Annotated in this window: 17 protein-coding genes; 16 read left to right on the top strand and 1 reads right to left on the bottom strand. The window is 63.4% G+C overall.

Annotated features, from left to right (window positions below):
- Positions 1-21: 21 nt before the first annotated feature.
- Positions 22-2,190: a PhoX family phosphatase gene (locus PSV38_RS01340; RefSeq protein ID WP_300543966.1), complete on the bottom strand. Its 2,169-nt coding sequence runs from the start codon at positions 2,188-2,190 to the stop codon at positions 22-24.
- Between the two features lie 175 nt (positions 2,191-2,365).
- On the opposite strand from PSV38_RS01340, the gene gspG reads away from it, so the two are divergent.
- From gspG to PSV38_RS01260, 16 genes are all read left to right on the top strand, one after another.
- Positions 2,366-2,824 (top strand): type II secretion system major pseudopilin GspG, encoded by a 459-nt coding sequence (gene gspG, locus PSV38_RS01335; protein WP_300543964.1) that lies wholly within the window; start codon positions 2,366-2,368, stop codon positions 2,822-2,824.
- 14 nt (positions 2,825-2,838) lie between these two features.
- Positions 2,839-3,921 (top strand): type II secretion system F family protein, encoded by a 1,083-nt coding sequence (locus tag PSV38_RS01330; RefSeq protein WP_300543961.1) that lies wholly within the window; start codon positions 2,839-2,841, stop codon positions 3,919-3,921.
- Entirely contained in the window at positions 3,918-5,483 is a 1,566-nt protein-coding gene (locus PSV38_RS01325) for a GspE/PulE family protein (RefSeq protein ID WP_300543959.1), read from the top strand. Before PSV38_RS01330 ends, PSV38_RS01325 begins: the two co-directional genes overlap by 4 nt.
- Positions 5,484-5,488: 5 nt before the next feature.
- A complete protein-coding gene (locus tag PSV38_RS01320) occupies positions 5,489-6,730 on the top strand; it encodes a hypothetical protein (RefSeq protein ID WP_300543957.1) in 1,242 nt (413 codons plus the stop codon).
- Complete coding sequence (locus PSV38_RS01315; RefSeq protein WP_300543954.1) at positions 6,727-7,287, top strand: hypothetical protein; 561 nt, start codon at positions 6,727-6,729, stop codon at positions 7,285-7,287. Before PSV38_RS01320 ends, PSV38_RS01315 begins: the two co-directional genes overlap by 4 nt.
- A complete protein-coding gene (locus PSV38_RS01310) occupies positions 7,287-7,811 on the top strand; it encodes a hypothetical protein (protein WP_300543952.1) in 525 nt (174 codons plus the stop codon). The genes PSV38_RS01315 and PSV38_RS01310 overlap by 1 nt, the downstream gene beginning before the upstream one ends.
- Positions 7,808-9,979 carry a secretin N-terminal domain-containing protein gene (locus PSV38_RS01305; protein WP_300543950.1) on the top strand — a complete coding sequence of 724 codons (2,172 nt, stop codon included), beginning with the start codon at positions 7,808-7,810 and terminating at the stop codon, positions 9,977-9,979. The genes PSV38_RS01310 and PSV38_RS01305 overlap by 4 nt, the downstream gene beginning before the upstream one ends.
- Before the next feature lies 1 nt (position 9,980).
- Complete coding sequence (locus PSV38_RS01300) at positions 9,981-10,469, top strand: type II secretion system protein (protein ID WP_300543948.1); 489 nt, start codon at positions 9,981-9,983, stop codon at positions 10,467-10,469.
- Positions 10,444-10,857 (top strand): prepilin-type N-terminal cleavage/methylation domain-containing protein, encoded by a 414-nt coding sequence (locus PSV38_RS01295; protein WP_300543946.1) that lies wholly within the window; start codon positions 10,444-10,446, stop codon positions 10,855-10,857. Before PSV38_RS01300 ends, PSV38_RS01295 begins: the two co-directional genes overlap by 26 nt.
- A gap of 10 nt (positions 10,858-10,867) precedes the next feature.
- Positions 10,868-11,302 carry a hypothetical protein gene (locus PSV38_RS01290; RefSeq protein ID WP_300543943.1) on the top strand — a complete coding sequence of 145 codons (435 nt, stop codon included), beginning with the start codon at positions 10,868-10,870 and terminating at the stop codon, positions 11,300-11,302.
- Positions 11,303-11,375: 73 nt separating this feature from the next.
- Positions 11,376-12,200 (top strand): XrtB/PEP-CTERM-associated transcriptional regulator EpsA, encoded by an 825-nt coding sequence (gene epsA / locus PSV38_RS01285; protein WP_300543941.1) that lies wholly within the window; start codon positions 11,376-11,378, stop codon positions 12,198-12,200.
- Positions 12,201-12,212: 12 nt separating this feature from the next.
- On the top strand, positions 12,213-13,082 hold the full coding sequence (locus tag PSV38_RS01280) for an ankyrin repeat domain-containing protein (RefSeq protein ID WP_300543939.1): 870 nt from the start codon (positions 12,213-12,215) through the stop codon (positions 13,080-13,082).
- Positions 13,083-13,148: 66 nt separating this feature from the next.
- On the top strand, positions 13,149-13,982 hold the full coding sequence (locus PSV38_RS01275) for a PEP-CTERM sorting domain-containing protein (protein WP_300543937.1): 834 nt from the start codon (positions 13,149-13,151) through the stop codon (positions 13,980-13,982).
- Between the two features lie 387 nt (positions 13,983-14,369).
- Positions 14,370-15,203 carry a PEP-CTERM sorting domain-containing protein gene (locus PSV38_RS01270; protein WP_300543934.1) on the top strand — a complete coding sequence of 278 codons (834 nt, stop codon included), beginning with the start codon at positions 14,370-14,372 and terminating at the stop codon, positions 15,201-15,203.
- A 92-nt stretch (positions 15,204-15,295) separates the two neighbouring features.
- Positions 15,296-16,603, top strand: coding sequence for a hypothetical protein (locus tag PSV38_RS01265; RefSeq protein WP_300543933.1), 1,308 nt, complete (start codon positions 15,296-15,298; stop codon positions 16,601-16,603).
- 177 nt (positions 16,604-16,780) lie between these two features.
- A complete protein-coding gene (locus PSV38_RS01260; protein WP_300543930.1) occupies positions 16,781-18,337 on the top strand; it encodes a ShlB/FhaC/HecB family hemolysin secretion/activation protein in 1,557 nt (518 codons plus the stop codon).
- Positions 18,338-18,342 lie beyond the last annotated feature (5 nt).

Genomic DNA, 18,342 nt, shown 5'->3' with positions numbered 1-18,342 from the left:
ATACTCCTTGATGGGGGCGGATCAGCTGCCGACGATGCCGCCGTTGGCCTTGGTGATGACCACGACGCCCGAGCGGGGGCGACCGCCGACAACGGTCTGGCCCGCCGAGTTGGTGGTGAATTGGCTGGCAGGCCAGTTCGAGAACTGGGTGGGGTTGGCCGGGTTGGCGGCTTCTTCGCCGGGGTGTTGCAAGCCCACGAACATGCTCTTGCCGTCCGGGGTCATGGTGATGCCGGTGACTTCAGACTGCATCGGGCCGGTCAGGAAGCGCTTGATGGCGCCCGTGGCCGGGTCGGCACACACCATGCTGTTGGCGCCGATGTTGACCCAATCGCCCGTGGCCGTGCCGACCTGATCGGTCTGTACCCACAAGCGGCCAAACTGGTCGAACCACAGGCCATCGGGGGCGCCGAAATCGGCCGTGCCATTGGGCGTGTCGTTGATGTTGCCGACGTAGCGGGTGGCAGGCGTCTTGGCGGTGGCCGTGTCGCCGCATTGCACAAACAAGTCCCACGCGAAACCGGTGGCCGTGACGTTCTTGCCCGCTTCGCGCCAGCGGATGATGTGGCCGTAGATGTTGTCGGCACGGGGGTTGGCCGCGTCCACCGCAGGGCGGGCACTGGCGGCGGTGGTGGAGCCATCCGCGTTGTTGCTGCTGGGCGTGGCCGAGGAGCCGCGGCGGTTGTTGTTGGTCAGGGTGCAGTAAATCTCGATCTCGTCGAAGCCGCAAACCTTGGGGCGGGCACCGGTCCATTCAGGGCGGTCCATCATGGTGGCGCCCAGGGCGTCGGCGGCCATGCGGGTTTTGATCAGGATCTTGGCCAGCACTTCGGCGTCATTGGCGCCCGCGAAGTTGGGGTTGTCGCGAAGGGCCATGCCATTCACGCCGATGGAGCCTGGCACCAAGGGAAGCCACAGGCCCATGCCGGTGTCCAGGAACTTGGCCACGTAAAGCACGCCGCTGTCCAGCAGGTTGCGGTTGGCGCCACGGTCGGTGGGGTTGTAGCGGCCCGCGGCCACGAACTTGTAGATGTACTCGTTGCGCTCGTCGTCGCCCATGTACACGGCCAACTCGTTGTTGGGGCCGAGCACGTATTGGGCGCTTTCGTGCTTGATGCGGCCCAGGGCGGTGCGCTTGACGGGCACGCTGTACGGATCGAAGGGGTCTACCTCAACCACCCAGCCAAACAGGTTGGTTTCCAAAGGGTTGCTGGCGGCGTCGAAGCGGGGGTCCACCTTGTGCCAGAAGTAGCTGAAGCCGGCGGCAGTCACGCCATAGCGGTTGTGCAACTTGCCGATCTCGGTGCTGGTGGCGGGCAGGGTGGCATCGCTGCCAAAGTTGCCGTTCCAGTTCTCTTCGCAGGTCAGGTAGGTGCCCCAGGGCGTGTAGCCATGGGCGCAGTTGTTGATGGTGCCGTTGGCTTCAAAGCCGTTGTTCACACCGGTTTCGGTGGACGCGGTGGCGCTGATGTCGAACTTCTTGGACTTCATCAGCGCATGGCCAGCAGCCGGGCCCGAAATGCGCATGGGCGTGTTGGCCGACAGGCGGCGGCCATAGGCCGAGTTGGCCACCACCGACCAGTTGCCTGCGGTCTTGCGCACTTCAACGACGGACATGCCGTGGGCAGCTTGCGACTTGCGGGCCTTGGCGATGGTTTGGTTGTTGGCGTTCAGGCCATCGGTGTGCAGGATGGCTTCGTGCGTGTACTCGTTGTTCACGCACAGCAGGCCGCGCTCGCTCGACTCGACGCCGCGCGAGTTGAAGCCGAAGTAGTGCATGCCATCGTTGTGCTCGCCAAACTGCTTGAGCTGTTCGGCGGCGGTCTCGGAGGCGTCGCCACGGAAGGTCGTGCCGCCGGGCATGATTGGGTCGCCCCAGGCGACCAGCAAGGCAGCCTGGTGGCCGGTGGCCACGCGCACGGCGTCCACCACGGGGGCCAGGGCGGGCGACAGGTTGTCAAAGCCAATGCCCACGGTGGTGTTGGCCACGCCACAGGTGCCAGCGGCTTGCACGGTGCCAGCCAGGCCCGACAGGGTCAGGCCACCAGCGGCGCTCAGCATGGAAGCAGATGCGGCGCCCTTGATGAAGGTGCGGCGGCTGGCGTTGGCACGTTGGGCCACGTCCAGGATCGACTCGTTGCCTGACGGGTTGATCGTCAGGTCATTGGTCGGGTGGTTGATACCTTTCATACTGCGTCTCCGGCTGGTAAGTGGATGTGAATGGAGCGCAGGATAGAAAAGTTACGTGTCAGCATGAAGACAACTGGCGCGCTGAAAGGGCTTGTCACAAAGCTGTCAGCAATGGGCCGATAGGATCATGGTTCTTCCCGTCGCGAGGTTTGGCGGGGTATGAAGGATCCCCCTGATGAACAAGTGCAAAACGCCCCGAGGTGGGGTGTTGGTTGAGCTCGTCCCCAAGTTTCGCCAGTCGGGCTTCACCTTGCTCGAACTGCTGGTCGTGCTGGTCATCATTGGCCTGCTGGCAGGCTACGTGGGCCCGAAGTTCTTTGCCCAGATCGGCAAGTCTGAAGTCAAGACGGCGGCTGCGCAGCTGGACGCGCTGGGCAAGGCCCTGGATCAATACCGCCTGGACACCGGCCACTACCCCGCGACCGAACAGGGCCTGGGCGCCTTGTGGGTCAAGCCCGGCGACGAGACCCGCTGGTGGGGGCCCTATCTGCGCAAGGCGCCACCCAAAGACCCCTGGGGCCGTGAGTACCAATACCGCGCGCCGGGCGAACATGGCGACTACGACGTGTTCTCGCTGGGCAAGGATGGCCGCGAAGGCGGTGAGGGCGAAGACCAGGACATCACCAATTGGTGATGCAGGGCCCGACCATGAGCTTTCCTTCCCTCAACACCTTGTTCGCGCCGGGCACGCCTGCGTTGCGGGCCAAGGACTTCCCGCGTCGCCTGTTCTGCCAGGAGCTGGCGGTGCTGCTGGATGCCGGCATTCCCTTGCTGGAATCCTTGATCACGCTGCGCGAGAAAGAGGCCGCCAAGCCCGTGGTCCAGGTGCTGACATCCTTGATCGAGGCCTTGTCGGAAGGCAAGACCTTGTCGCAGGCCATGCGCCTGACACCAGTGGCCTTCAGCTCATTGTTGATCGCCTCCATTGAAGCCAGCCAACGCACCGGCCAGACGCCCGAGGCCTTGCGCCAGCATGCCGTCTACCTGGCCTGGTTGAGTGGCCTGCGCGACCAGCTGGTGGGCGCGGCCATCTACCCGGCGATCCTGATCAGCGCCAGCTTTCTGGTGATCACCTTCCTGACCGTGTTCGTGGTGCCACGCTTTGCCGACATTTACGAGGGCATGGGCGGCGAGTTGCCCTGGTTGTCAGGCGTCTTGCTCAGCACGGGCAAGGCGGTGGGTGAGCACCCCTGGCTGGTGCTGATGGGCTTGGGTGCTTTGGTGGCAGCAGCGATGGCGGCCTGGCGTGCGCCCACGGTGCGCGCGGCGGTGTCCGACTGGTTGTGGCAAGTGCCTTATGTGGGCGAGCGCTTGCGCCTGGTTGAATTGGCCGCGCTGTACCGCACCTTGGGCCTGCTGCTGCAAGCCGGTGTGGCCGTGGTGGCGGCGCTGGAGGCCTCGGCCGAGCTGGTCAGCCCTTCATTGCGCCCGGCGCTGGCCTCAGCAACGCAACGGGTGCGCGAGGGCGCGCGCCTGTCCGACTGCCTGCACCAGCATCAACTGACCACGCCTGTGTCATTGCGCATGATGCGCGTGGGCGAACACACTGGGGAGCTGGGCCCGATGCTGGACCGGGCCGCCACCTTCTATGACGAAGAACTGGCCCGCTTCACCGATTGGGTCGGGCGCGTGGTCAGCCCGGTGCTGATGCTGATCATGGGCGTGTTGATCGGTGGCATCGTGGTGCTGATGTACCTGCCCATCTTCCAGGTGGCGGAGCAGATCCAATGAGCGCGGTCTTGCAGTCGGTCCTTCATCAGGCGCCTGAGCCTGTGCCTGCGCAGGATCACCAGCCGGATTGGTCCCGCTGGTCTTTGGCGCAAGCCATGCGCCTGCGCGTGGTGGTGGCCCGTGATGCGAGCCAGGTCCTGTGGGCCCTGAGCCCCACACCCGACGATGTGATGTTGCGCGATGCCGTGGGCCGCCAGGTGGCCCAATCCATGCGTTGGCGGCAGGTGAGCGATGAGGTGCTGTCGGGCTTGCTGGCCCTGGGTGAAGCCGACTTCGAAGCCCGGGGCACCTTCGCCCACGTGGGCCACGATGAGCCGGGGTCGGAGGAGGCCGGTCATGCGCTGTCGGTAGACACCATCAGCCGCCAGAGCAGCCCCGTGGTGCGTTTGCTGGACGCCACCTTGTTCGATGCGCTCAAGGCCCAGGCCAGTGACCTGCATTTGGAATCCACCGCGACAGGCATGGTCATCCGCCACCGCCTGGATGGCGTGATGGTGAAGGTGGGCGACGTGGGCTCACGCGAAGTGGCCGAGCAACTGGTGTCGCGCCTGAAGGTGATGGCCGAGCTGGACATCGGTGAGCGCCGCTTGCCGCAGGATGGCCGCTTCAAGCTGCGCGTGCAGCAAAGCACCGACAGTGGCGTGCGTGATGTCGATTTCCGCGTGTCGATCATGCCGTCGAGCTTTGGCGAAGACGCGGTGCTGCGCATCCTGGACCGATCGCGCTTGTCAGCCGAGGCCGAAACCCTGAGCCTGGAAGGCCTGGGCTTCGATGCCGACGACAGCGCCGTGGTGCGCCGCCTGGCGGGCAAGCCTTACGGCATGCTGCTGGTCACCGGCCCCACCGGCAGCGGCAAAACCACCACCTTGTACGCCGTGGTGCAAGAGATCAACGATGGCCGCGACAAGATCATCACCATCGAAGACCCGGTCGAGTACCAGCTCAGTGGCGTGGTGCAGATCCCCGTCAACGAGAAGAAAGGCCTGACCTTCGCGCGCGGCCTGCGCTCCATCTTGCGGCACGACCCAGACCGTGTCATGGTTGGCGAAATCCGCGATGCCGAAACCGCGCAGATCGCCTCGCAAGCCGCGCTCACGGGCCACCTGGTGCTGTCCACCATCCACGCCAACAATGTGTTCGACGTGGTGGGGCGCTTCATGCACATGGGGCTTGATTTGTACAACGTGGTGTCGGCCTTGAACGGCGTGGTGGCACAGCGCCTGATGCGCAAGCTGTGCACGCATTGCGCCAGGCCCTGGCAGCCCCAGGCCAGCGACCTGAAGACGGCCATGCTGCCGCTGGACACCCACGGCAAGTTCCACCAGGCCGTGGGTTGCCCGCAATGCCGTGGCACGGGCTACCGGGGGCGCAAGGCCATCTCCGAGATCCTGCTGATGGATGACACCTTGCGTGACCTGATTGTGAGCCGTGCCTCGCTCATCAAGATCAAGGCGCATGCCCGATCCAGTGGCACCCGCCTCTTGCGAGAATCGGCCCTGGCCTGCGTGCTGCGGGGCGAGTCCACGCTGGACGAGCTCAACCGCGTGACCTTGGCGGAATGATGCGCTTGACGACGAGCTGGCGTCCCCACCAGGTGTGCTTGCGGCCATTGAGCCCGCAGGCGGGGCACGAGGTGGCGCTGAAGGCGTGGGCCCAATGGTGCGAGCAGAACGCGGGCAGCACGTGCGAGCTGGCCTTGTCGGGCCACTGGTTGATCACGTGCGCCGCACCACGGGAACAGGCTTTGGCGCAATGGGACCACTACCTGGGCTTGAGCGCCATCGCCCTTGAGCAGGCCTGGGTGCTCCGCTCGGTGCAGAAACCCACCTTGAACCTCAGCTGTGCCGCCCCACGGGCGCTGATGGAAGGCATCCAAAAAATCGCACGTGAGCACTCGGTGAAGCTGCAGTGGGTCGGGCCCTGGTGGGCACGCGATGCGCAGCGGTGGCTGACGGCCCTGGGCAAAGCACCAGCCTCGTCTGGGGATGAACAAACCTTGCAGGCGCTAGAGCCTGGCTTGAACACGCACCTCACAGTCGGCCTGGACGACCAAGGCAAGCGCTGCCTTCGCCAAGTTTGGGCAGAGGCCTCTGATGAGGCCGGTCCGTCGAATGCCGTGGTGCCCACTCAAGCGCGCACCGAACAGACCAGGCTGGACATTTCCGCCGACACGTCGCTGGCCCCTTGGCCTAACCCGGGGTCCAGCACCTGGCAGTCTGGCTGGGCCGACGAGTTGGATTTTGCCGGGCCCCGCGTGCGCACCGCGTTGTGGTCCTGGGCCCTGTTGATCCTGGGCGTGGCCGCTTGCATGGCCGTGGCCGAGCAAGCCCAGGAAGCCGCTGTGGCCCAAGCCGAGGCCCAGGCCATGCTGCACCGGCTTGAGCGTGCCCAGCACCAGCAAACGATGGCACGCGCGGCACCTCGCGCGGCTTCGGCGGCGGGCCCGGCTGCGCGCCAAAAACTGGATGAAGCCGCCACACGCCAGGCGGCCCAGGTGGCGCAGTGGCTGGCCTATCCCTGGTCAGCGGTGATCGGGCGTGTGGAGCAATCGGCGTTGCAAGAGCGGGCGGTGTTGACTGGCTTCAGCCTGGACATCAGCAGCCTGGGCGCCGCCAAGCTGGATGTGCGCCCGCCCGTTCGCCTGCAGGCCGCGTTGCGCGACGATGCGTCCGCCTTGCGCTGGGTGGCAGCGCATGGTGAAGGCGCTCAAATGCTGGGGCGCAGCGCCTTGAGCACGCCCTTTGAGGCCATGACAGGCCACTATGGTCTGCGCGCCGAGGCCACCTGGCCCGCCGGGGCGACGCCATGATGGCCAGCACGCATTTGAAGCGCCTGGGCTTGCCCGGACTGCTCGGCATCTTGTTGCTCAGCGGTGCGGCTTGGTGCCAGTGGGATCGGTTGCCTCGGCAGCGCGAGCAGGCCGAAGTGCACGCCTCCAAAGCGCGCCAACTCCGGCACGAGTTGCTGCAGGCCGGGCCAGCGGCCGCAGGCGCCGTCAGCATCCAGACGCCCGCCGAGGCCTGGCAGACTTTGTGGCAAACCCTGCCTGAAGCAGCGCAGCGCACACCCATGCAATCCGCCGTGATGGCCTCGGCCCGCGAGCGTGGCTTGATCTTGACGACGGTGCAGTTCACTGGCGCCGCGCAAGGCACCACGGGGCTGTGGCGCCAGCGTCTGATCCTGCCGGTGGAAGGCCGCTACGCAGACGTGCGCTCCTGGCTAGGCCAGTTGTTGAGCCAACCCGCCTTGAGCCTGGATGCGCTGGACCTCCAGCGCACCGACGTGATGAGCGACACCGTCCAGGCCAAGGTGAGCGTCTCGCTGTGGTGGCGTCAGGCGCCCGTGTTGACCAAGGGAGTGCGCTGATGCGGCCGCCCATGTTGATTGCTTTGACCCTGGCTTTGGCATTGACCGCCTGGGTGGCCTTGCAAGGTGACGAGGCCACCGTGGAGCCCGTGCGCCAAGGCGCCAACGCTGAGCGCCGAGGCGGCGGGGCCCCTGCCAGGCCCCCCGCCAAGGCAGACGAAGACCAAGCCCAACGGCTGGTGACCAGCGTGGCGCAATGGCAGTCTCGCCAGCCCCTGCCCCCTTTGACACCGGACACCGCCATGCCGTGGGGATCACAACGGCCCCCGCCGCCACCTGTCACTGAAGTGGTGTCGGTCGCCCCGCCACCGCCCATGGCGCCGCCATTTCCTCACGCGTGGGTGGGCCGCTTCAATGACCCGGCCCAACGCGCCATCGTCTCCGGCACGGATTCAACGTGGGTGGTGGCCGTGGGCGACGTCATCGATGGCCAGTGGCGCGTCGATCAAATCCAAGAACGGCAGATGAGCCTGACCTATCTGCCGCTGCAGCAACACCAGACCGTTGCCATGAAAGCACCATGAAGCATTTCCTACCAACGCTGGCCTGCGTGGCGGCCTTGCTGCTGAGCGCCTGCGCCAATCCGGCCTTGCGTGATGCCCAGGCGCTCAGCCAGGCCGGGCAGCACGAGGCCGCCCTGGCGCAGTTGCAGTCCGCCCTCAAGCAGCGGCAAGACGACCGTGAGTTGCGCATCGCCGTGCTCAAGCAGACCGACACCACCGTGGCCTACCTGATCTACCAGGCCGATGTGGCCCGCGCGGCAGGCCGCCTCGACGAAGTCGAGGCCGTGCTCAAGCGCCTGGAGGCAGCGGCCCCAGAACACCCGCGGGCTGTGTGGCTGCGCAGCGAGGTGGACCGGCTCAAGCGGCACCAACGCTTGCTCAGCGAGGCCCAGCAGTCCTTTGACTCGGGCGCTTACGAGCGTGCCGAAGTCACCTTGCGAACCATCCTGAGTGAAGACCTGGGCAACACCTCGGCCCGCAGCATGCTGACGCGCGTGGAGGAACTGCGCGCCAACCAGACGCGCCAGGTCAGCACGGTACAACTGGCGACGGCGGGCAAGCCCATCACGCTGGAGTTCCGCGAGGCCAGCTTGCGCAGCGTTTTTGAATCATTGGCCCGGGCCGCCAATGTGAACTTCGTGTTCGACAAGGATGTGCGGGGAGATGCCAAGGTCACCCTGTTCTTGCGCAACACCACCGTGGACGAGGCCCTGCGCGTGATCCTGAGCACGCAGCAACTGGGCTCCAAGCTGTTAAACGACAACACCATGCTGGTGTTTCCCAACACCGCGCAGAAACAGCGCGATCTGCTGGACACCGTCACGCGCAGTTTCTACCTGGTCAATGCCGACCCCAAGCAGGTGCAGACCCTGATCCGCTCCGTGGCCAAGTCCCGCGATGTCTACGTGGACGATCGGCTCAACCTGGTGATCGTGCGCGACACGCCCGAGGTCATCCGCCTGGTCGAGCGCCTGGTTCAAAGCGTGGACCTGGCCGACCCTGAAGTCATGCTGGAGGTTGAGGTGATGGAAGTGTCCAGCAAGAAGCTCACCGAGATCGGCATCACCCCGGTGGACAAGGCCAGCTACGGCGCGCTGCCCACCACCATCAACACCCTGACCTCGCTCAAAGGCCTGCAGTGGAGCACCACCAACCCGCTGGCGATCGCGACCCTGCGGGGCTCCAGCGGCAGCACCAACATGCTGGCCAACCCCAAGATCCGGGCCCGCAACCGCGAGAAGGCCAAGATCATGCTGGGCGAGAAGCTGCCGGTGTTCACCTCCAACCTCGTGGCCGGTACCGGCGGCGGGGCATCCACCACCATCACCTACCTGGACGTGGGCCTCAAGCTGGACATCGAACCCCAGGTGCAGCTGGACAACGACGTCACCATCAAGATCGCCTTGGAGGTGAGCACCGTGACCGGCCGAGTGGATGGCCCGGCGGGATCGGGCTCGTCGGCCTACCAGGTGGGCACGCGCCAGGCCACCACCACCTTGCGTTTGAAGGATGGCGAAACCCAGATCCTGGCCGGCCTGATCAACGACGATGAAAGCCGCAGCTCGGCGGGCATCCCCGGCTTGCATGACCTGCCGGTGGCGGGGCGCTTGTTTGGCACCACCAAGGATGAGCACAACAAGACCGAGATCGTGCTGCTGGTCACGCCGCACATCGTGCGCAACCTGCCACAGCCAGACACCGCCGGGTCGTCCATGCCTTCGGGCACCGAGGCCCAGCCGGGGGCTGCGCGCTTGTTGATCAAAGAAGGCACGGCCGGCTCCAACGCCGGCCAAGGGGCATCGCCGCGTGGCGCGGTGCAGAACCGCTTCCGCCCCGGGGCCGCCGCCAAAGCACAACCCGAAATCACCGGCCCTGAAGAAGTCATGCCGGGCGCCTCTTTCCAGGTGACGGTGCGCAACCCCACCGACCTGCCTTTGCAAACCACCGTGCTGTTTGATTCTCAATGGCTCGCCGGGCCCGGGGGCGCCGAGGGCGGCGTCGCGATTGAGGTGCCACCGCAGGGCACGCAGGTGGTCACCTTGTCGGCCAAGCCATCCAGCGGCCCGGCCGAGGCTTCGGTGAGCCTGGCCAGTGGTGGCGGGACACTGTTGTTGCGCATCCGCCCAGCTGGCGGTGTCGAGGCCCCGGCTGTGGCCGAAGACCCGGTGGCCCCCACCCCGGACCGCTGACATGGCCTCCAAGCCATCCCGCCAGCAACGCGGCTTCACCCTGATCGAGATGGTCGTGGTGGTGATGATGGTGGGCATCCTGGCCAGCGCCGCCATGCCATTGGCCGCCTTGCACAAGCGCCGCGCGCAAGAGGCCGATCTGCGCCAGGCCTTGCGCACCGTGCGCACCGCCATAGACGACTACAAGCGCGCCTGGGACCAAGGCCGCATCGAGAAGAAAGCCGATGAAACGGGCTACCCACCCAGCCTGGAGGCGTTGGTGCAGGGGGTGCCCGATGCCACCTCGCCCAAGGGTGAGCGCATCTACTTTTTGCGCCGCCTGCCCCGCGATCCCTTTGCCGATGACCCCAGCTTGCCGGAGGCCGCCACCTGGGGACTGCGCAGCTACGCCAGCCCACCCGATGCACCCGCTCCGGGCAAAGACGTGTTCGATGTCCATGTTCTGCGAGACGGAACGGCCATGGATGGCACGTTCTACCGTGATTGGTGAGGTGGCCATGAAGAAACACCGCGGCTTCACGCTGATCGAACTCATCGTGGTCATGGCCATCATTGCGCTGCTCGCCAGCATCACCGCCCCACGCTACTTCCGGTCGGTGGAGAACGCCCGCGAGGCCAGCTTGCGCACTTCGCTCAATGTCATGCGGGATGCCATTGACAAGTACCTGGGCGATCGCGGCACTTACCCGGCCTCTCTGGATGACCTGGTTCAGCGCGGCTACATCCGCCAGATCCCGCCAGACCCGGTCACCGGGCAGTCGGACAGCTGGCAGATGTTGCCGCCGCCTGCGGACAGCATGAACCAGGGCGGCATGGCCGATGTGCGCAGCGGCGCCTCGGGCAAAGGCCAGGACGGCGTCCCCTTCAGTGAATGGTGAGTCAGTGCCCATGCTTGCGCGCACCAAGCGCCTTGGCGGCTTCACCTACCTGATGTTGCTGTGGTGGGTGGCCGTCAGCAGTGTGTTGCTGGCGGCTTTGGGCCAAAGCTGGGCCATCGAGGCACGCCGCCAACGTGAAATGGAGCTGGTGTTTCGCGGCGAGCAGATCAAGGCAGCTTTGCTGTCTTACCAGGAAGCCTCGCCCACGCTGCCCAAGACCTTGCCGACACGGCTGGAGGACTTGATTGAAGACCAGCGAGGCCCTGAGGTTAAACGCCATTTGCGGCGCTTGTGGCCCGACCCCATCACGGGGTCCCTGACCTGGGGATTGGTGCGCGAGGGGGGTGTCATCACTGGGGTTTACAGCTCATCGAACCAACATCCTTTGCGAGCACCTGCTGGCGTGACGCGTTACGACGAATGGCGCTTTGAAAACGGCCCTTGATGGATTTTTCATGTCGTCAACAAACCGTCATGCGCTATTTCTAGAATGTGCTCTTCCTGTCATCGGCCCACCCATGTCATCACCCACCATCGCGCCGGAAAACTCGGAGAGCCTGTTGCGCCTCATTGAGGCAGCGCCTCAGGTTTGCAGGAGATTCCAATTTTTTGTGTGGAGCCAAGGCGATTTGCAGCGTTGGTTGCCGCACAAGATCTTGGTGTGCGGATCCTATGATCGGGATCACCGCGAAGTGGTCTTCGACATCTTCAACAGCGTTCCCTTGCCTGACCAGGTGGTGATGTCCTTGAAGGACACGCGCTCTGCCTTGATGGCCGTGGCGGTTCAGATCTGGCGCAAAGGCCGTCAGCAAGCGGCGCGCATCTCCTTGAGCCAGATGGACGCTTCAGATGGGCTGTGGTCGTCATTGATGCAGGAGGGGTACGACCAGATTCTGGTGCATGGCCTTTGTCGACCCGGGCGCCCCGAGGAAATCGAGAGCTTCTTCGTTTTTGCGCAACCGGGGCATGTCTATGACGACAGTGCCGTGCACGCGCTGGACATGCTGTTGTCCTGTGTTCACTTGACTTACCAGCGTGTGTGCGTGACCGAGCGCCAGATGTCGAGCACGCGCCAACCTGCTGGCCCCCAGGCGGTCACCACCTACCAACGCCAAGCGGTGATCACCCTGCGAGAGCGCGAAATCCTGCTGTGGGTTCGTGATGGTTTGAGCAACCAGCAGATCAGTGAGCAATTGGGCATCAGTGCGCTCACCGTCAAGAACCACGTTCAGAAAATCCTGCGCAAGCTTGGCGCCGCCAACCGCGCGCAAGCCGTGGCCAAGGCCATGACCATGAATGCTTTTGGCACGACCCAGGTGGGTTCGGGCGACTCTTACATTTGATCTGCGAAAACCATGAACCGGAAGAAGGCTTTTGCTGTTGGTTTGATGACTTTGCTGGGCACGTCGCTGTGTGTGGCCCAGGTCAACAATGGAGGTGGCGTGAATGAGTGGGCATCCTTCCTGGTGCCGCCCGTTGAGCCTGACCGAGTGGGCCCTGTACCCGACCATCAATTTCAAGCCTTGAAGCAAAGCGGTCCTTGGCAGCCTGAAGCTGCAGGTGCTTTGGCTGGCAGCGAACTGCAGTTGATGACCATGGCTCGGCAAGGGCGGTGGGTCGAGGCCTTGGCACTGCTCAAGGCATCCAATCCAGATCCCAATGTGAGCGATGAACGGGGCGTGACGCCCTTGAGTTTGGCGGCGGGAGGCGGCCAGACAGAACTGGTGAAAGAGCTTTTGCGCCGGGGCGCAAGGCCTGATCAGCGTGGCGCTGGAGGGATGACCCCTCTGGGTGTGGCCGCCTTCAACGGGCATGAGTTGGTGGTGCGTGAACTGCTCAGGCAAGGCGCGCGCACCGATGTGCCGGGCGCCACGGGTCAATGGCCCTTGCACTTGGCCTGCGCCACCGGGCAGCAACGCATCGTCAAGCTGCTCTTGGGGGCGGGCGCGGATCCGCAGGCACCCAACCGGCAAGGCCGTCATGCTTTGGCCGAAGCGGCGTACTTTGGGCAAGTGGGCGTGATGCAGCAACTGGTGGACACCGGTGTGAGTGCCGACCTGCTGGATCAATACGGGCGCAATGCCCTGCACGCTGCGGCCATGGGTCAGCAAAGCCAGGCGGTGGCTTGGTTGGTTCAGCGGGGCGTTCAGCCCACCAATGCCTTGACCCAGGTGCTGCTGGACCAGGCTGATCAATGGGGCAATGGCGCATTTGGCTCACCCTGAGGCCTGCACGCCAGTCACAGGCCGACCGCACGATGGCACTTCTTTTACTGAAGGGAGATCCATCAAATGAAACTGCAAACCATCCTGGCTGCTGCAGCCATGGTCTTGACCGGGGCTGCAAACGCCAGTCTCGATCAAATGAACGGAGGCTCGACCTTCGGTGACAGCTCGCTGATCTTTGTGAACCTGGACAGCACGGGGGCCCGCACGCAATCCTTGACGGTTGACCTGGGCTTTAACTTAAGCTATTTCACCAGTGGCATGAATACCGGCCACTGGTTCGGTGGTGCGGACATTGTTTGGGATTTCAACGCAAACACCATCACCCACAACGGCACGATGCTGACAGGCATCACCAACGACTGGGCTGCGCAGCGAAGCATCTTTCTGGCCAATTCTGATTTGGCTGAATCGAAATGGGCCGTTTTGGCGGGCTCGCAAAAAGGTAACGCACCTGGCAAGTTCCTCGCCACGGGCAGTCCCACTGCCACGCAATTGGTGCAGCACACGGCCACCAACACGGCCAATATGGTGCAGGTCAACCAGCCTTTGCTCGACACACTGGTCACGGGCAACAAGGGCACGATCCTGTCGGCTGACAACGGCGCTTATGCCTCAGGCGCGGGCGAGGCCTCTTACGTTGGCTCGGCTTACAGCTTGACGGCCATCAATGGCTGGAAGAACAACATCAAGTGGAAGACCTGGGGCGTCTCGGGCGAGGCCTTGGGGTTGACCCTGTTGAATGCCAATGGCACTGAGCTTGGCTTGGATGGCCAGTTCATGTTTGACGCCGACGCAGGCACGTTGATTTACGGGGTCTTGCCTGAACCAGAAGGCTATGCACTGGCCTTGTTGGGCCTGGCAGGTGTGGGCTTCATGGCTCGCCGCCGCCCAAGTTAATTTTTTTCCCCAGGCTCAACTTAAACGCCACCTGCGGTCAAGCAGGTGGCGTTTTGCTTTGTGCTTGGAATGCGGGATACCCCTTGATTGAGGGGGTTGGGTCCCAGAAACACCTGCGAAGGGGCAACTGTCACCGTCAGTGGTCCGAACGGACCATGGTTGGCGGATTTTGCAGGGCATTCACCCGTCACTTTGCGTAGCTATCTTGGGTGAATGGGCCATGAGCCGATTGCTCAGGGGTCCAAACGGATCACGCCTGCTCAGGGTTCACCCGCAACGGCTGTCACACGCGGTCCCGACACTGCAAACCACTTGAGCAAGCCGTAACCGCGCAAGTACCCAAGAAATTAATCCTTCCCTATTTTTCATTCTCCGGAGATCAAGCAAATGAAACTGCAAACCATCGTGGCCGCTGTGGCCCTGACCCTGGCTGGCGCCGCAAACGCTAGCATTGACCAAATCAACGGCAACACCGTTTTCGGTGACAGCTCCTTGGTGTTCATCAACCTGGACAGCACCGGCGCCTCCACGCAATCGCTGACGGTTGACCTGGGCTTCAAGTTCAGCCAAATCGCTGATGGCGGCGCTTTGAACACGCCCGGCCAAACGATCGTGTGGGACTTCACTGCCAACACCATCACTCAAAACGGCACCTTGCTGACGGGCATCACCAATGCTTGGTCCGCTCAACGCGACATCTTCCTGGCCAACTCCGACGCTGCTGAAGCCAAGTGGGCCATCGTTGGCGGTTCGCAAAAGGGCAACACGCCCGGCAAGTTCCTGGCCACAGGTAGCCCCACCGCCTCGCAATTGACCCAACAAACGCCTACCCAAACAGGTGGGTTTGTGTCGGTCAACCAGCCTTTGATCAACACCCTGGTCACTGGCAACAAGGGCACCATTCTGTCGGCTGACAATGGCGCGTACTCTGCCGGCTCTACTGACGGTTCCTACGTCGGCACCGCCTACAGCCTGACCAGCATCAATGGCTGGAAGAACAGCGTCAAGTGGAAGACCTGGGGCGAGTCTGGCGACACGCTGGGTCTGACCCAACTGAACGCTAACGGCACCGAAATCGCTTTGACTGGCGAGTTCAGCTTTGACGCCGCCTCTGGCCAGTTGACCTATGCAACGGCTGCCGTTCCTGAGCCAGAAAGCTATGCCCTGGCCCTGATCGGCCTGGTCGCCATCGGCGCCATCACCCGCCGCCGCGCCAAGTAATTGACGCTTCAGGGGTCATGTCATGTAAGGCATGACCCTTGTTGGTTGCCCCACTGCCCCCGCTCGCTCCCTACTCATTTCAAAGGTCAGTCATGAAACTCACCCAAATCGTCGTCGCTTCGATGGCCCTGTTCGCCGTCGCTCAACAAGCCCAAGCCGTCACCCGCATGACCGGCGCTTCGGCCACCTCCATCAACCTCGTTGAGGCCCTGTCCACCAACAACGTTTGCGCCAGCAACAACGTGTCCGTGTTCAAGCGTGGCTCGTCCACCTCGGCGCTGGGCAACAACTTCACCGTCAAGTGCAACTCGGGCAACTTCGGCACCTCTGGCGAAAGCGAAGTTCAAATCGACGTGACTGGCGGTTCGGTCAACGCCATCCTGTTCTCGGCCGCTGGCGCTGCTGAACCTGGTGCGGGCAACGGCGGGTTCCTGCCTTCCACCACCACGGGTTGCACCGGCGTGGCCGGCACGGGTGCTTTGAGCTTCCTGACGGGCACCAAGTTGAAGAACTGCGCTGCCGCCGCCCCGCTGACCACGGCCAAGTCGGTCGGTGGTTTCATGGACGTTGAGCCAGCCTTGTTCGTGGCCAGCAGCGTCATCACGGGCGATTACACCGCCAGCATCGTGCCTGCCACCTTCAGCCAAGTGTTTGGCGTGGCTGTGAGCAAGGACCTGTACGAAGCCCTGCAAGGTGCGCAAGGCCTGACCGTTGGCATTGCCAACGCCACCCCAGCCAACCAGCCCACGATCTCCAAGGCGCAACTGACATCGTTGATCAACAACATTGACTTCAACGATGCCAAAAACCTGGGCCCCAAGTTCCTGGTGCCCACCACCACGCAAACCAACCTCAGCTACTGCCGCCGCCCGAACACTTCGGGTACGCAAGCCGCTGCTGAAGCCTACTTCCTGGGCAACCCTGGCTTGACGGGTGCACTGGTTGGTGCTTTGAACATCCACGATCCAGTGGCCGATGGCGCTGCCAACGTGGTGGTTGACAACGGCACGGGCAACTTCGTGACTTTCAAGATGAACAGTGGTTCGGGCAACGTCAGAACTTGCTTGAACACCGCTGGCTTTGCTTTCGGCTTCCTGTCCGCCGAGAACAACCCCATCGGCACGACCGACACCTACCGCTTCATCAAGCTCAGCCAAGCCGAGTTTGCTGAAGGCGCCGCTGGCACCTCGCAAACCGCAACCGCCGTCAAGGGTGCTTACGACTACGTCTTTGAAAGCGTGTTGTTCAACCCCACCGGCAGCGCCGTGTTGGACCTGATCAACGCTTCGATCAAGACCGGCCCCACCACCCCTGGCGTGTTCCTGAACATCAACTCGGCCACGCCCGAGTCGAACTTCACCCGCGGTGGTAACTCCGTGGCCCCTTACGCCTCTAACTAAGAATCGGCAGCTTTCAAATCCTCGGTGCTTATTGCGCCGGGGATTTGAACAAAGCCTGAGATTTGAATGTGTTGTTTTCGCAGTCCCCACCCCGTGTGGGGACTGCTCGTTTGTGTTCAAAGCAAAATGAAAAAACTGGCGTTTGTTGTAGCTTGGTGTTTCTGTGTGGCGGGGTCCATGGCCGCGGACGCGCCAGTCCGTTTTGATGTGCTGGAGTTCGTCATCGAGGGCAACACCGTGTTGCCAAGCGACGTGGTTGAGAAGACCGTGACCCCATTCATGGGCCCGGACAAAAACTTCAAGGACATCGAGTCCGCCCGTGAGGCACTTGAGAAAGCCTATCAAGACGCAGGCTTCCTGTCGGTGGTGGTCAGCTTGCCGAATCAGCGCGTGGATGCTGGTGAAGTTCGCCTGGAGGTGACCGAAGCCGCTGTCGGCAGCCTGAACATCGCGGGGGCCAAGTACCACCGGCCCAGCAAGCTGCGCGATCAGGTGCCCAGTTTGGCTGAGGGGCAAACACCTTACTTTCCCCAGGTTCAGCAAGAACTGGGGCGACTGCAATCTGCCGACGTGCAGGTCACTCCTTTGATCGGAGCTGGCTCTGAGGCTGACAAGATCCAGGTCGATCTGAAAGTGCAAGACAGCTTCCCCTTGCATGGTTCGGTCGAGGTCAACAGCCGCCAAAGCTTCAACACCACCCAAGGGCGGCTGTCTGCGGCCATGAACTACGGCAACCTCTTTCAATTGGGCCATCGGGTGGGCGTGAGTTGGCAGTATGCGCCGATGCGCCCTGGCGATGCCAACACCCTGTCGTTCATCTATGGCTTGCCTTTGAGCGATCAGGACGACCTGACGGCGTCCATCACCAACAGCGAAAGCGACACCCCCACCAATGTGGGCGCCGGAGGCAGCACGCTCACGCGCGGCAGCTTCTATGGCCTGCGCTGGCAGCGTGAACTGGGTGCCCTCAACTGGCCTGTGCGCCACAGCATCTTCACCGCCATTGACTACAAGAGCAATCGCGACAAAACAGACATCACCGATGAGTTGGCAAGCGAAAAACCGCCTCTAAAGTACACCGCTTTGTCCGCGGGCTACAGCCTGACCTGGATGGGCAGCGATGACCGCACGGTGGGGGCCTCCACCTCCGTCACCACCTCCACCGAAAGCCTCTCGGGGCGCCAGGTGAACTGCGATGGCCGACAACTGGATCAATTTGAATGCAAGCGGCAGGGTGCCAGCCCCGACTTCCTGGCCTGGAAAGCTGGCTTGGATTACCGGGGGCCCGCCTGGGGGCGTTGGCGCATCAACGCCTCCGCCGATGTTCAGGTCTCTTCCGGCCCCCTGGCTTCGGGTGAGCAGTACAGCGTGGGTGGGCCCGACACGGTTCGCGGCTACTACGACTACGAGCAATCGGGCGACTGGGGCTGGAACACGCGGTTGGAGCTGGTGTCTCCCCCATGGCTTGAGTTGGGGAGCTGGCGCTCGACGGCGTTGGGCTTCTATGACCGAGGTTTTGTGTTGTTGAAAGAGCCCCAGGTCGGCCAAGCCTCGCGCGTGCACCTGGGCAGCTATGGCCTGGGTTGGCGCCTGGACAACGGGCAAGGCCTGCAAGTGTCCGCCGATGTGGCCATGCCCATTTATGAAACGGCCCGCGCTGCCGACAGTGGTGGCTATGAAGCCGCCACCAAGCGCGAAATCCATTGGTATCTGAGCATTCGCCAAGCGTATTGAGGAAG

The organism is Aquabacterium sp. (assembly GCF_029946005.1).
Taxonomy (GTDB): domain Bacteria; phylum Pseudomonadota; class Gammaproteobacteria; order Burkholderiales; family Burkholderiaceae_C; genus Aquabacterium.
This window is presented reverse-complemented; position numbering and strand designations above follow the sequence as displayed.

What these genes read in the sequence shown, in the direction of transcription:
- PSV38_RS01260 (WP_300543930.1), top strand. Translation starts at nt 16,781, where the DNA reads ATGGCCGCGGACGCGCCAGTCCGTTTTGATGTGCTGGAGTTCGTCATC.
- PSV38_RS01290 (WP_300543943.1), top strand. Translation starts at nt 10,868, where the DNA reads ATGCTTGCGCGCACCAAGCGCCTTGGCGGCTTCACCTACCTGATGTTG.
- PSV38_RS01325 (WP_300543959.1), top strand. Translation starts at nt 3,918, where the DNA reads ATGAGCGCGGTCTTGCAGTCGGTCCTTCATCAGGCGCCTGAGCCTGTG.
- PSV38_RS01270 (WP_300543934.1), top strand. Translation starts at nt 14,370, where the DNA reads ATGAAACTGCAAACCATCGTGGCCGCTGTGGCCCTGACCCTGGCTGGC.
- PSV38_RS01300 (WP_300543948.1), top strand. Translation starts at nt 9,981, where the DNA reads ATGGCCTCCAAGCCATCCCGCCAGCAACGCGGCTTCACCCTGATCGAG.
- PSV38_RS01275 (WP_300543937.1), top strand. Translation starts at nt 13,149, where the DNA reads ATGAAACTGCAAACCATCCTGGCTGCTGCAGCCATGGTCTTGACCGGG.
- PSV38_RS01310 (WP_300543952.1), top strand. Translation starts at nt 7,287, where the DNA reads ATGCGGCCGCCCATGTTGATTGCTTTGACCCTGGCTTTGGCATTGACC.
- PSV38_RS01330 (WP_300543961.1), top strand. Translation starts at nt 2,839, where the DNA reads ATGAGCTTTCCTTCCCTCAACACCTTGTTCGCGCCGGGCACGCCTGCG.
- PSV38_RS01340 (WP_300543966.1), bottom strand. Translation starts at nt 2,190, where the DNA reads ATGAAAGGTATCAACCACCCGACCAATGACCTGACGATCAACCCGTCA.
- PSV38_RS01280 (WP_300543939.1), top strand. Translation starts at nt 12,213, where the DNA reads ATGAACCGGAAGAAGGCTTTTGCTGTTGGTTTGATGACTTTGCTGGGC.
- epsA (WP_300543941.1), top strand. Translation starts at nt 11,376, where the DNA reads ATGTCATCACCCACCATCGCGCCGGAAAACTCGGAGAGCCTGTTGCGC.
- gspG (WP_300543964.1), top strand. Translation starts at nt 2,366, where the DNA reads ATGAACAAGTGCAAAACGCCCCGAGGTGGGGTGTTGGTTGAGCTCGTC.
- PSV38_RS01315 (WP_300543954.1), top strand. Translation starts at nt 6,727, where the DNA reads ATGATGGCCAGCACGCATTTGAAGCGCCTGGGCTTGCCCGGACTGCTC.
- PSV38_RS01265 (WP_300543933.1), top strand. Translation starts at nt 15,296, where the DNA reads ATGAAACTCACCCAAATCGTCGTCGCTTCGATGGCCCTGTTCGCCGTC.
- PSV38_RS01305 (WP_300543950.1), top strand. Translation starts at nt 7,808, where the DNA reads ATGAAGCATTTCCTACCAACGCTGGCCTGCGTGGCGGCCTTGCTGCTG.
- PSV38_RS01295 (WP_300543946.1), top strand. Translation starts at nt 10,444, where the DNA reads ATGGCACGTTCTACCGTGATTGGTGAGGTGGCCATGAAGAAACACCGC.